We start from the raw sequence: 13,042 nt of genomic DNA, 5'->3' as shown, positions 1-13,042 counted from the left end.
CCAATGCTCCTTCGCCGCGACGGTTCCGTTGCGACGCACAAAATAGGCCACCGTGGTGATTAAGCGTCACTTACCTATGTGGCATCGCAGCGAGAAATCGCGCCGCCACGGCGGATTTCTGCCGCTGGATACAGATCTTCGGACCGGAACGACGGTGCCCGGCGTAACCGGACGGGTCCCGCTCGTCCGTCTTCGCCCGATCGGCGGTGCCCGCCGAGCCCCTGATTCGGTCCCCGGCCTGACGGGTGCCGGAGCCGAGGCGGCCTCGCGTCACCCGGCGCGGTGCAGAATCACCCCCTCGGCGGGCTCCAGTGCGAGGGTGAGGCCGGCCGGCTCGCCCGCGCGCCCCGGACGGGTCGAGAGCAGCACGGTCCAGGCCCCCTCGGGCAGCGGCAGGTCCTGCGACGCCGCGCCGAAATTCAGGAGCACGCGCAGGACGGCCCCGTCGGCGAAGCGCTCGTAGGCGAACACCTCGGCGTTGCCCAGCGGCACTTCCCGGTAGCCGCCCACGGCGAGCGCCGCGTGGTCGCGGCGCAGAGCGAGCAGCCGCCGGTGCAGGGTGAGCATCGAGCCCGGGTCCGAGCGCTGGCCCTCGACGTTGCAGGCGGCCCAATCCGCCGCCAGCGGCAGCCAGGGCTCGGCGGTGGAGAAGCCGGCCTGGGGACTGTCGTCCCACTGCATCGGCGTGCGCTCCGGGTCGCGGCCGTGCCCGGGCTCGTTGTGCTCCCAGGGATCCCGGGCGCGGTCCGGGGGAATTGGCACGTGGCCGAGGCCGATCTCGTCGCCGTAGTAGAGGGTCGGCGTGCCCCGAAGGGTCAGCAGCAGCATCGCGGCGATGCGGGCCTGCGCCGACCCGACCCGCGCGGCGATGCGCGGCTGGTCGTGGTTGCCCAGCACCCAGTTCGGCCAGCCGCCCTCGGGCAGGGCCGCCTCGTACTGCGCCACGAGGTCGGCCACCGCGTCGGCCCGCCACGGGGTCTGGATCAGCTGGAAATTGAACGGCAGGTCGGCCCCGGTCAGGTCCGGGCCGTAATAGGCGACGAGCCGCTCCACCGGCAGGTAGATCTCGCCGATCAGCACCCGCTCGCCGTACTGGCGCAGCACCGCCCGCATCCCGGCGATCACGTCGAAGATCTCGGGCCGGTCGGCGGAGTAGACCTGGGTGAAGCGGTTGATCTCGGGCGAGCCCGGCGCGTAGTCGGGATTGGCCGGGTTGTCGCGGAATCCCGCATCCTTCATCAGGTGCCAGATCACGTCGACCCGGAACCCGTCGACTCCGCGCTCCAGCCAGAAGCGGAGCACGTCGTGCATGGCCGCCCGCACCGCGGGGTTGCGCCAGTTCAGGTCCGGCTGCTCCGCCAGGAAGGCGTGGTAGTAGTACTGGCCGGTGGTCTCATCCAGCGTCCAGGCCGGGCCGCCGAAATTCGACAGCCAGTTGTTGGGCGGGCCGCCGCCGGGCGCCGGGTCGCGCCAGATGTACCAGTCCCGCTTCGGGCTCGCGCGCGACGACCGGCTCTCGGAGAACCAGGGATGCGCAATCGAGGAGTGGTTCGGCACGAAGTCGAGGATCACCTTCAGCCGACGCCGATGGGCCTCCGCCACGAGGGCGTCGAAATCGGCCAGCGTGCCGAACAGCGGGTCGATCCCGCAGTAATCCGCCACGTCGTAGCCGAAATCGGCCATGGGCGAGGGGTAGACCGGCGAGATCCACACGGCGTCGACCCCTAGCCATGCGAGGTAGTCCAGCCGCGCCGTGATGCCCGGCAGGTCGCCGACACCGTCGCCGTTCGTGTCCTGAAAGGAGCGCGGATAGACTTGGTAGACGGTCCCGCGCTTCCACCAGACGGTGTCGGTCATGCTGCGCCCCTCGCATCGGCGGCCCACGCTTAACCGCTGACCCGCGCGCTGGCGACCGGTGACGGATGCGCCGAGAGCGCGCGCCGCGCGCGAAACGCCCCGACGCGGCGTCGCCCAGGGAATGGCTGCGGCCCCCAAAACCTGTGCGCATGCCCCTCACGCAGGGCGACGCCGCGCGGCTGTGCCTGGAATGTCACGCCGCCCTGCCATATCTCCTCCGGCGTGTCCGTGCGCTCCGCCGGAGCGGCGCTGCCACGACTTCGCCGGAAGCCGACCGCATCGTCGGACGCTTCGGGGCACGGATCGCCCGTCCGTTCATGCGGCGGCAATCCATCAAAAGAGATAATCCGCCCACGATACCCCCGGCGCTAGAATCCGGGGCGACGACTTTGGGGGACCCGCACGTGTTGAACGATGTTCTGACCCGGCCTGTGCCACAAGATGTCTCGCGCGACGAGCGCGCAACCGAGGCGTCCGCCCCGGCCGCCTGGACCGCCCCGGTGCTGTCCGGCAGCGGCGACGCGGTGGTGGACCTGCGCGAGGCGATCCGCGCCAAGCTCACCTTCACGCTCGGCCGCACGCCCGAGACCGCCCGCCCGCGCGACTGGTTCGCCGCGACGGCGCTGGCCCTGCGCGAGCGGATCGTGGCCGCCGCGCTGGCCTCCGAGCGGAGCGTGCCGAACAAGCGCGTCTACTACCTGTCGCTGGAATTCCTGATCGGCCGGCTGATGTCGGACGCGCTGAACAATCTCGGCCTCACCGAGACGACCCGCGGCGCGCTCCGGGAGCTCGGGATCGATCTCGATGCCGTGCAGGACGCCGAGCCCGACGCGGCCCTGGGCAATGGCGGCCTCGGGCGGCTCGCCGCCTGCTTCATGGAGAGCATGGCCAGCATCGGCATCCCGGCCATGGGCTACGGCATCCGCTACGACCACGGCCTGTTCCGCCAGTCCTTCGAGGACGGCTGGCAGCGCGAGGCGCCGGAGACCTGGCTGGCCGAGGGCAACCCCTGGGAATTCGCCCGGCCCGAGGCGACCTACGCGATCGGCTTCGGCGGCACCGTCACGCTGTCCTCGCCGGAGGAGGGCGTGATCCGGCGCCACTGGCAGCCGGCCGAGACCGTGCGGGCGGTGGCCCACGACGTGCCGGTGGTCGGCTGGCGCGGCCGCCACGTCAACGGCCTGCGCCTCTGGAAGGCCGAGGCCGGCGAGCCCGTCGACCTCGCCCGCTTCAACGGCGGCGACCACGTCGGCGCGGTCGCGGCGCGGATGCGCGCCGAGGCGATCTCGCGGGTGCTCTACCCGAGCGATTCCTCGGCCGAGGGCCAGGAGCTGCGCCTGCGCCAGGAATACTTCTTCACCGCGGCCTCGATCCAGGATCTCGTGGCCCGCCACGTGGCCGAGCGCGGTGACGTCCGGTCCCTGCCGGACCACGCGGCGATCCAGCTCAACGACACGCACCCGGCCATCGCGGTGCCGGAGCTGATGCGCGTCCTGCTCGACGTCTACGGCCTCTCCTGGGAGGATGCGTGGCACGTCACCACGCACACGCTGCACTACACGAACCACACCCTCCTGCCCGAGGCCCTGGAGACCTGGCCGGTGGAGCTGATGGAGCGGCTGCTGCCGCGCCACATGCAGATCATCTACCTGATCAACTGGATGCACCTGGAGGAGCAGGCCAAGCACGGCCGGCAGGAATCGGCGGATGCCGCGGCCTACCTCGCGTCGATCTCGCTGATCGACGAGTCGCACGGGCGGCGGGTGCGGATGGGGCACCTCGCCTTCCACGGCGCGCGCCGGGTCAACGGCGTCTCGGCCCTGCACACGGACCTGATGCGCTCGACGGTCTTCTCCGACCTGCACGCGCTGGATCCGGACAAGATCGTCAACAAGACCAACGGCATCACCTTCCGCCGCTGGTTCCACAACGCCAATCCCGGCCTCACCCGGCTCGCCGTGGAGACGGTGGGCGCCGGCGTGCTGGACAATCCCGAGCTGCTCCGGGGCCTCGAGGCCCATGCCGAGGACCCGGCCTTCGTGGCGCGCTACGCGGCCGTGCGCCGGGAGCGCAAGGAGGCCCTGGCGGCGATCATCGCCGAGCGCACCGGCATCGACGTCGATCCGGCCGCGCTGTTCGACATCCAGGTCAAGCGCATCCACGAGTACAAGCGCCAACTCCTCAACGTGGTCGAGACCGTGGCGCTCTACCAGGCGATCAAGGCCGAGCCGCACCGGGACTGGACGCCCCGGGTGAAGATCTTCGCCGGCAAGGCGGCGCCGAGCTACGTCCAGGCCAAGCTGATCATCAAGCTCGCCTGCGACGTCGCCAAGGCGGTGAACGACGATCCCGAGGTCGCGGACCGGCTGAAGGTGGTGTTCCTGCCGAACTACTCGGTGAGCCTCGCCGAATCGATCATCCCGGCCGCCGACCTGTCCGAGCAGATCTCCACCGCCGGCATGGAGGCCTCGGGCACCGGCAATATGAAGTTCGCCCTCAACGGCGCGCTCACGGTGGGGACCCTCGACGGCGCCAACATCGAGATCCGCGACCATGTCGGGGCGGACAACATCTTCATCTTCGGCCTGGAGGCCGACGGCGTCCGCGCCCGGCAGGCCGAGCCGGACTACGCGGCCCGGGCGATCCAGGCCTCGCCGCGGCTGGCCGCCGCCCTCGACATGATCGCCTCGGGACGGTTCTCGCCGGAGGAGCCGGGCCGGTTCCGGCCGCTCACCGACGACCTGCGCCGGCGCGACCAGTACCTGCTCACCGCCGATTTCGACGATTACTGGCGGGTGCAGCGGTCGATCGACGCCGCGTGGCGCGATCCCCGCGGCTGGTGGGCGAAGGCGATCCGCAACACCGCCCGCATGGCGTGGTTCTCCTCCGATCGCGCCATGCGCGAGTACGCCGAGGAGATCTGGCGGGTCCGCCTGGGCTGAGTCGCCACCGGCCCGCTCCCGCGCGGGAGCGGGCCGCGCCGCCCTCAGGCCGCGCGCACGTTGGCCAGGAACCGCCCGACCTCCGCCGCGAGCCCCTCGGACTGACGGGACAGGGCGGTGGCGGCCGTGAGCACGCGGTCGGCCGCGACCCCCGTCCGATCGGAGGCCTCGGCCACCCCGGCGATGGTGCCGGTGACCTCCGCGGCGCCCCGCGTCGCCTCGGCGACGGTGCGCACGATCTCCCGGGTCGCGGCGCCCTGCTCCTCCACGGCCGCGGCGATCGCGATCGCCACCCCGTTGATCTCGCGGATCCGGTCGATGATCGCGCCGATGGCGCCGACCGCGGATCCGGTGACGCCCTGGATCCGGCCGATCTGCGCGGCGATCCCGTCGGTCGCCCGCGCGGTCTTCTCGGCCAGGGCCTTCACCTCGCCCGCCACGACCGCGAAGCCGCGGCCTGCTTCGCCGGCCCGCGCCGCCTCGATGGTGGCGTTGAGGGCCAGCAGGTTGGTCTGCTCGGCGATGGACGCGATCAGCCGCACCACCTCGCCGATCTCGGAGGCCGCCTGCCGCAGCTCGGCCACGAGCCCGGCGGTCTGGTCGGCCTCGCCGACCGCCTGCTGGGCGAGCGCGGACGAGCCGCCCGCCTGACGGCCGATCGCCCGGATGGCGCTGCCGAGCCGCTCGGTCGCGGCCGCCACCGTGCCGATGTTGACCGCCGCCGCCTCGGCCGCCAGCGCCACCGCGCCGGACTGGCTGGCCGTCTCCTGGGCGGTCGCGGTCATCTGGTGGGCGGTGCCCTCGAGTTCGCCCGCGGCGGTCGAGACCCGGTCCACGATCCTGGCCACAGCCGCCTCGAAGGTCCGGGCGAGGCCCATCGTGGCGTCCTTGCGGGCCGCGGCCGCGGCGGCGTCCGCGCGCCGCCGGCCCTCGGCTTCCGCCTCGGCGTTGCGGATGATCAAGCTCCGGATCGCCTCGACCGCCCGGCCGACCGCTCCGATCTCGTCGCCGCGCCGCGCCTCCGCGATCGTGGCGGCGCCGTCGCCCTGCGCCACGCGCCGCAGCGCGGCGACGAGGCGGTGGAGCGGCCGCGTGACACCGACCACGACGATGGCCGCGGAGAGTCCCAGGGCGACGAGCAGGCCCGCCACCGTGGCGCCGATCAGGACCGTCCGGGCCTGCTCGGCCCCCTGCTGCGTGGCGATCTTCGCCTCGCCGAGGCGGGCCGCCGCCGCCGCCTCGTACGCCTGGGCCGCGCGGTCGAACTGCGCCCGGACCTCCCGGCTGGCGACCACGCCGACCTGGATCGCCGCCGGCCGGTCATTCCGGAGCGCGAGGTAGTTGGAGCGGTCGAGCAGGTCGAAATAGTCCCGGGCGACGGTGCCGATCTGGCGCTGCAGCGCCGCGATCTCAGCGCGCCGCGAGCCCTGTTCCAGCGTCTCGATGCCGTCGGCCACGGCCTTGACGGAGGCGTCGTAGCGCTTGCGGAAGAGGGGGATGTCGCCTTTCGGCTCGCCGATGATGAGATTGCGGTTCATGAGCGCCGCATCGACGAATTTTTCGCGGACACGTGAGAAGATCTCGAGCCTCGCGAAATAGTAATCCACCAAAAATCTATCTCTCTCCTCGATCGCTCTGAGTTCTCTGAGCGAGTACGCGGCAGAGGCGGCGCACACGATCACCATGAACAAGAGCGGCGCGGACATTTTTACATGCAGGTTCGCATCGCGCAGGATCCGCATTCCGTTCGATCTCCGCCGGCGTCACCGGCACAGCTTATCACACGCCGCGAAGAGGAATCCACGATCGATCACATCACTCTTCGCCCGCACGAGGACACGAACCGATACAGAAACTGAATTGATAAGTATAGAAATCGAGAAATTGAATGCCATAAAGGTGCGTTATTCAAACGCTCGTGCCTGCATGACTATGCCCGAACGGGGCCGGGGTCAGGCGCCTCGGACGAGCCCGAGCCGCAATCCGACGCGGCGCAGGCCGCGCCGCAGCCGGTGAAGCTGGCGCGCGGCGCGCGGCGCGAGGCCGAGTCTGCGCCGGCAGACGACGTGCGACACGCGCCCGATCCGCGGGCCCGGATCCGGCGCGCCCTTGCGCAGGACGATGTCCGGGCGCTCCGCCGACTGCGCGATCGTCAGCGCGCGCGCCGCCGGGAGAGTCATGCTGCGGAACATCGCGCGCGTGTAGTAGGAGAACGCGTCGTAGGCGACGAGGGTCCGCGCCCGCCCGGTCGCCGGGTCCTCGACCGTCAGCGTGCCCGCCCGCGGCCCGTAGGTCACGAGGAGCCCGATCACGTCGCGGGGGCGCCCCAGGGGAACGGCGACGCGCGTGCCCTCCGGGATCTCCAGGAAGTCCAGCGGGATGCCGTTGCGGCGCAGGGCGAACCCGCAGGTCAGGCCGGGCAGGGCGCGCAGCGGCAGGGCCTCGAACCGGCCCGGCAGGGTCCGGAACCGCTCGATATAGGCCCGCCCCGGCGGCGGTGCGCGCAGGAAGCTGTAGACCAGGGTGCCGTAGAGGTCGGCGCCCGCCGGCGTGACGTGGGTCGCGTCCTTCAGCAGGTAGGTGATGTCGCCCGCGCCCGCGGCCGCCACCGGAGCGGCGATGTCGAGATAGGGGATCCCGTAGAGGGCGCGGTACTCCGCCAGCAGGCCGGCGACGGGCTCGGCCGCGTAGTCGACGCCGCCCTGGTGGAGGTTGAGGAAAGCGACGGGCAGGTCCCGCCGGGCGGTCGCCGCGAGGATGTCGTCGAGATAGGCCCGCATCGTCGCGCCGTCGAAGTAGCGGACGTTGCCGGTGAACAGCTCGAGGAGGACGCGGTCGCAGGGGATCGCGTCCAGGATCTCGTCGATCAGCGCGGCGATGGAGGGCAGGGAATGGCCGCCCCAGCCGCTGCGGAGGAACGTGACCGGGCGCCCCTCGGCCTCGGCCAGGGCGTTGGCCCGCTCGACGTAGCCCGGCAGCTCCGTGACGCTGTAGCCGAGGCAGAGGACGCGGACCATCGGGGCTCGGATCGGGCTCAGGATCGGCCCCGTGCGGCCGGCCCGGCGCCGGTAGCAGCCGGGCGCCGCCGCGTCGAGGCGACGCCGGTCAGTCGATCACGATCGGGTAGCAGCGGGCGCCCACCGCGGCGGCGAGCACCTGCACGGCGCCGACCGTCGAGTGGTCGCCCGCCACGTGGACCACGTCGGTGGCGCGCAGGCTCGGCAGGTGGGCGCTGAGCGGGCCGGAGCGCACGTCCGGCGGCCGCTGGCGGCCGCGATCGGCGCAGAGCACGATCCGGCCGACGCCGGTGCGGCGCAGCCAGTCCAGGCTCTCGCGCATGTAGAGGTCCAGGGCGTCGCGGGCGCCGACGGCCAGGGCCATCTCGCGGGCGGGCTCGACGTAGCGGGCCGCCCGGGCGATCGCCCAGATCGCGCCGAAGCCGGCGCCGGCCGCCACCAGCACGAGCCGGCCGCCCCCGGGGCGGTACTGCCCCCGGCCGACGGGGCCCTTGAGACGCACCGGCTGGTCGAGGCGGAGCCCGTCGAGGGGATCGCCCTCGGGGTCGCGGGCGACGTGAAACACCACGTCGTTGATCTCGGTCGTGCCGTCGAGCCGCAGGGTCGGGGACAGCGTCCGCGTCGGCAGACCCGCGAAGGTCACCAGCGCCTGGTGGCCGGGCTCGCCGGTCGGGCGCCGGGTCAGGGTCGCGACGATCTCGAGGATGCCGGGACTGAGCCGGCGGATCTCCGTGACCGTGCCCTTGCGGACGGCGACCGGCGGCGGCGGCGCCTCCTCCTGACCCTGGATCGGGGCGCCGGGCAGGGCCGGGCGCAGGGCCTCGGCCCGGGCCCGCCGGGCCGGGTGCCGGCGGCCGGACGGCGCCGCGCTGCCCTGAGCGATCCCCTGAGCGATCCCCTGGCCGGCGAGCAGGTTGCCGGACTGCGCCTGCAGCGGCGCGATCATGCCCTCGGCCAGCGCCGCCTCCAGCGGCGTGTCGCCGGTCGAGACGCGGACCGACCGACCGTTGACGACGAGCGAGCAGCGCGCGCCCATGGCTCTCCCCCGCATGCCCTGGTGACGGATCAGCGGGCGCGGATCAGGAGCGAGTCGACCAGGGCCGCCCAGCGCTCGCGGGTCGCGCGGACATCGTCGGTCGGGGCCGATTCGGTGAGGAGCTGGCGCTGCGCCCGCAGCGACTCGACCTCCTGCCGCTGGGCCCGGAGTACCGCCTTCATCACCTGCAGCTCGGTCTCGAGGCGGGCGATCTCGTCGGCCTCGTCCCGCGCCTCCGCGTCGTCCGCGGCCTCGTCGGCGTAGGCGTCGGCGAACGCGTCGACGCGGCGCGGGTCGCGGAGGGGCATCCTAGTCCGGACCTGCTGCTCCAGCCGGACCGGCCGGGCCATCAGGCGGCGCACGAGGTCAGAGCCGCCTGCCTGCTGGTAACGCCGTGCCGCCTCGGCCATCCGACCCATCCCCTGCGCGGGCGCTGAAGGACCCGTCTATCAACAGGAGCTTGATCCGACATGGTTAAGGCGGACTTAACAATGCGCTTAAGATTTTATTTACCGATCAGCACCTTACGGGCGACATTCCCGGCACGTTCCTCGTGACGTTCCCGGAGCGTTCAGCCCTCTGATTTCGGGGTGCGTCGGCCGAGCCGAGCGGTCGCGAAGCGGCGGTGCGCCTCCAGACGCTCCCGATCATACACGTCTGCCGTGGTGCGCGACTTGGTGTGGCCGGCGACCTTCGCGGCATCGTCCGTCAGCGCGCCACCGCCGCGGCCCTCGGTGATCGCCGAAGCGCGCAGATCCCGGCTCCACAGCTCCGCTGGCAGGCCGGCGGCCGTTCGGACCCGCTTCCAGGCCGAGAGGAACTGCTGATCTCTGTAGGGCAGCCCGCTCACCTCGTTGACGATCAGCGGCCCGGAGCGCGCCTCGTCCGGCACGCATGCCAACTCCTCGAGCACCATCGGGCACAGCCGCAGGTCGATCAGCACCTCGGCGCCGCTGCTCGCCCGCGTCTTCGACGGCGTGTAGCGCAGCACCAGGTCCTCGCCGATGTGCCGCCATTCGAGGCCGGCCCATTTGCTCTGCCCGTGGACGATTGAGCAGATCGTCGGGTCCTGCAGCGGGTACCACTGTCCGGACACGTCCCACTGCCGAAGCGCGGTCTCGAACTGGACGGCGTAGCAGAGCGCCAGCGAGGGCCGCTCCAGCGCGTGCGCGGCGGCGATCGCGCGCCGCACCTGGTCGACGGTGGCGTACATGCTGCGCGGCCGCGGCACCGGCACCCGCAGCTCGCGGATGTCGTCGCGCAGGGTCCGGCAGGATCGATGCCCGGCCACGATGCAGAAGGTGAGGGCGGACTTCAGCACCGCGAGGCGCGTCTGTCCCGCCGCCGGCTTGCTGCCCGCCTCAGACCAGCCGGCATGCCAGCGCTTCACGTGGAGGCCGGTCACGGCGTCGACGCGCACGTCGCCGACCTCCGCCTCCAGGCGGCGCAGGTAGTGCAGATACGGGCGACGCGACGCCGGCCGGAGCCCGTGAAACGGCGACTCCTCGTGCTGCTGGTAGATGCGCAGCACGCTGCCGATCGTGCCGTCGAAGGCAAGGGGATCGCGCCGCAGGCCGTCCAGCCACGCGAGCATGTCGTTCTGCAGGCGCTGGCATTGGTCGACGAGCAGCTCGGGCGTGTCGAGGTAGCGCGTCAGCGGGACGGTGCCGCTCGGGTAGCCGCGGCTCACGGCCTCGGGGGAGGGGATCCAGTACGCTGCCCAGCCGCCGCGGCGCGGCCGGAATTTCAGGCCCGGCGCCTTGATCGAGGGCTTGTCCATCTCGATGGCTCCTGCTGCCCAGATGAGTCGGTGGGCGCGCGGCCTGCGGGACCATACTGGCGATCGTAGAAGTCCCGAACGGCCGGGACGTAGCGCTTGCCGTAGAGGCTGGTTTGGCGCGGGAATCCGTGCGCCTCCAGGCTCGCCACGCTCGCGCACCACGCGCGCTTGTCGGCATCGTCGGGCCCGACCACCGCCTCGGCGATGTCCCGGTCGGTCGCGAACAGCGGCAGGTCGTCGAAGGTGAGGGCGGGGCGGCCGGCGCGGGTGCTGCGGGCTCGATCGGTCACGGTGCGTCCCCCTCGCCTGCCGGCCACAGATTGCCGGCCTGGGACACCGCCTCTTGGAAGGTCGACCACGTCAGGTCCGGGTAGAGCCGGCCGATCCGGCGCATGGCCGCCGGCAGGTCCTCGATGTCGACCATCTCGGACAGGATCGTCGCGACGCCGGCAGCGATCTCCGCGCGGCGCTCCGGGCCCGGCTCCGGCCTGGGCGGCAGCGCCTCGGCGCGCAGCTCGGCGAGCCGCAGGTCGAGCAGCTCCAGCGCGATCAGGGCGCCGCGCTCGATCTCCTCGCCGGTGGCCCTGGGCCAGGCCGCGCGGACCGAGGCGGCATAGGACTCGCCGGGCGCGCCCGGCATCTCGGCGCGCTCAGCCAGGAACGCCGCGATCGCGGGTGCATGGTCGACGGCGATCATGCTGCGCTCCCGTGGTCGTCGAGACCGGCATTGTATCGGTGCGCGCCGGCGCCCACCCACTCGACCACCGTCGCTTCGCCGTCGGCATCCGGCTCCAGATCCGGATCGCCGTCCAAGGCGTCGAGGCGGGCGACCAAGCCGTCGACGACGTCGAGGGCCGCCTCAAGCGCACGCGACAGCTCGCGGCGCAGCGCGGTCACCGGATCCGGCCGCGGACCGGGGAAGGGGAGGACGGCGGCGCTCACGCGGCAGCCACCGGCTGGCCGAGACGATCGACGCCGGCCAACGCGAGCCCGGTGTCCACGACGGTGCGGACGAGCAGGTCATCCCACTCCAGCCAGAAGGGCTCCCGGTCCCACGCTCCGACGTGCCATGTGGCCATCGCCCGGAGCATGACAGCAAAGCCTTCGAGCGTCTGTGGCCGCAAGCGAGTGATCTGCTCGCACAGAGCGTCGGACTCGTCGGCAAGGCGGTTGCCACGCCGGATCACTGGCTCGTGCCGCCCGCCGAGCCGCTCGGCGAGCTCGTCGGCCGCAGCGTTTCCGCGCAAACGTGCTGCCTTCATCGCGTCCGCGTTCTTCTCGAACGCTCGATCGCGCGCAGCGCTGGCGGCCTCGTAGTCGGGCCGGAAGGCGAACCAGGTCGCGTTGTTGGCATCGAGCTCGCGGCCGAGCCGCAGCAGTTCGGCGTCGGGATGCGTCCCGCCGGCCATCGCCGGGAACGCCGCAGTGAGCGCCGGCGCGGACAAGCCTGCCAGTACGGTGCGCCGGCAGGGCCCGCCGCCGACCATCCGGGCGATCGCCGCCTCGGCGTGTGCGGGTTCGGGCTTGAGGGGAGGGGCTACACGATCAGGAACGCGGACGGACGATGCGGGCATGGGAGGGCTCCACCGCTGAGGCGATGTCGCAAGCTAAACTTGCATGCCGCGCTTGGCAAGTGATACTTGCGTCAGTCGGTCCGAACGACTTTGTGGATCGACATCGCCTGCTGCGAGGCGATGCGGATCACGCTTCTGGGGTTCGTGTGCGCGATTGTGAGATGCTCAGGATCGTATTTTTCTAGACGCCCAAAATAACATTTCTGCATATCGAACGCATTGAGGTTAGATCCAGAAAATCTGTCAAAATCTGCGGCTCGTATAATCACATCATCACCGATGCGAGGAACTCCGCGCGCATCAACATATACCATCGACAATTTCTTATAATCTGGCTCCATCTTACTGTCCATAATTGCCAACATATAAATACTTTCGCTCTTCGGCGCGTCGGCTGGGCGCCCTAGCATCAGTGATGGTCGCTCAGTGATGAAAAAGTAGTCCATCTCTGGGGCAGCCACCGTCATGTACAATGGAACAACGTCATCATCAGCGATCAGGCCATGCTGCGAGCCCACTTCGCTGCGTTTTCGATCAACGGTCTCAGAAAAAGCGCCATCCAATGTGGCGTGGTAATCGTCGTATCCGTTAACAAACTTCAACTCACCGCGAGAGGCGGCTTCTAAATCAATGTGATATAGCTGACATATACTGATAAGATTTTCAGTCGACGGTGCATTCCGGTCGGTTTCCCATAGACCGACCGCCGTCCTTGTTACGCTCAGTCTATCAGCGATAGCTTGCTGGCTGATTTTCCAGCGAAGCCGCGCAGCTCTGAGCACCATTCCGAGTGTGTTCGCCATCATGCAATTAGAAGGGAAGCCCCGCTAGCATCC

Annotated in this window: 12 protein-coding genes; 1 reads left to right on the top strand and 11 read right to left on the bottom strand. The window is 71.0% G+C overall.

Features of this window, described 5'->3' with window-relative positions; translation table 11 throughout:
* Window positions 1-270: 270 nt before the first annotated feature.
* On the bottom strand, window positions 271-1,857 hold the full coding sequence (locus tag BLW78_RS05555) for an alpha-amylase family glycosyl hydrolase (RefSeq protein ID WP_091677418.1): 1,587 nt from the start codon (window positions 1,855-1,857) through the stop codon (window positions 271-273).
* A gap of 431 nt (window positions 1,858-2,288) precedes the next feature.
* Between BLW78_RS05555 and BLW78_RS05550 the strand changes: the two genes are divergently transcribed.
* Window positions 2,289-4,799 carry a glycogen/starch/alpha-glucan phosphorylase gene (locus BLW78_RS05550; RefSeq protein WP_091677415.1) on the top strand — a complete coding sequence of 837 codons (2,511 nt, stop codon included), beginning with the start codon at window positions 2,289-2,291 and terminating at the stop codon, window positions 4,797-4,799.
* 44 nt (window positions 4,800-4,843) lie between these two features.
* Here BLW78_RS05550 and BLW78_RS05545 read toward each other — a convergent pair whose 3' ends face one another.
* From BLW78_RS05545 to BLW78_RS05500, 10 genes are all read right to left on the bottom strand, one after another.
* Window positions 4,844-6,541, bottom strand: a complete 1,698-nt coding sequence (locus BLW78_RS05545) for a methyl-accepting chemotaxis protein (RefSeq protein ID WP_170855099.1) — start codon at window positions 6,539-6,541, stop codon at window positions 4,844-4,846.
* A 210-nt stretch (window positions 6,542-6,751) separates the two neighbouring features.
* Window positions 6,752-7,816, bottom strand: coding sequence for an SGNH/GDSL hydrolase family protein (locus BLW78_RS05540; protein WP_091677410.1), 1,065 nt, complete (start codon window positions 7,814-7,816; stop codon window positions 6,752-6,754).
* An 88-nt stretch (window positions 7,817-7,904) separates the two neighbouring features.
* Entirely contained in the window at window positions 7,905-8,852 is a 948-nt protein-coding gene (locus BLW78_RS05535) for a ferredoxin reductase domain-containing protein (RefSeq protein WP_020093343.1), read from the bottom strand.
* A gap of 29 nt (window positions 8,853-8,881) precedes the next feature.
* Window positions 8,882-9,262, bottom strand: coding sequence for a hypothetical protein (locus tag BLW78_RS05530; protein WP_091677407.1), 381 nt, complete (start codon window positions 9,260-9,262; stop codon window positions 8,882-8,884).
* Between the two features lie 161 nt (window positions 9,263-9,423).
* Window positions 9,424-10,632, bottom strand: a complete 1,209-nt coding sequence (locus tag BLW78_RS05525; protein ID WP_091677405.1) for a tyrosine-type recombinase/integrase — start codon at window positions 10,630-10,632, stop codon at window positions 9,424-9,426.
* On the bottom strand, window positions 10,599-10,922 hold the full coding sequence (locus BLW78_RS05520; protein ID WP_091677402.1) for a hypothetical protein: 324 nt from the start codon (window positions 10,920-10,922) through the stop codon (window positions 10,599-10,601). Before BLW78_RS05520 ends, BLW78_RS05525 begins: the two co-directional genes overlap by 34 nt.
* Window positions 10,919-11,329: a hypothetical protein gene (locus BLW78_RS05515; RefSeq protein WP_091677400.1), complete on the bottom strand. Its 411-nt coding sequence runs from the start codon at window positions 11,327-11,329 to the stop codon at window positions 10,919-10,921. The genes BLW78_RS05520 and BLW78_RS05515 overlap by 4 nt, the downstream gene beginning before the upstream one ends.
* Entirely contained in the window at window positions 11,326-11,574 is a 249-nt protein-coding gene (locus BLW78_RS05510) for a hypothetical protein (RefSeq protein ID WP_091677398.1), read from the bottom strand. The genes BLW78_RS05515 and BLW78_RS05510 overlap by 4 nt, the downstream gene beginning before the upstream one ends.
* The gene (locus tag BLW78_RS05505; protein ID WP_139307678.1) at window positions 11,571-12,206 is read right to left on the bottom strand and encodes a hypothetical protein; all 636 of its coding nucleotides are present in this window, start codon (window positions 12,204-12,206) and stop codon (window positions 11,571-11,573) included. The genes BLW78_RS05510 and BLW78_RS05505 overlap by 4 nt, the downstream gene beginning before the upstream one ends.
* A 71-nt stretch (window positions 12,207-12,277) precedes the next feature.
* Window positions 12,278-12,991 (bottom strand): helix-turn-helix transcriptional regulator, encoded by a 714-nt coding sequence (locus BLW78_RS05500; protein ID WP_170855097.1) that lies wholly within the window; start codon window positions 12,989-12,991, stop codon window positions 12,278-12,280.
* Window positions 12,992-13,042: the final 51 nt, after the last annotated feature.

The sequence above is a fragment of the Methylobacterium sp. 275MFSha3.1 genome (genome assembly GCF_900108435.1).
In the GTDB taxonomy this organism is placed as follows: Bacteria; Pseudomonadota; Alphaproteobacteria; order Rhizobiales; family Beijerinckiaceae; genus Methylobacterium.
The sequence above is the reverse complement of the archived record's forward strand: the minus strand, read 5'-3'. Positions and strand labels throughout refer to the sequence as shown.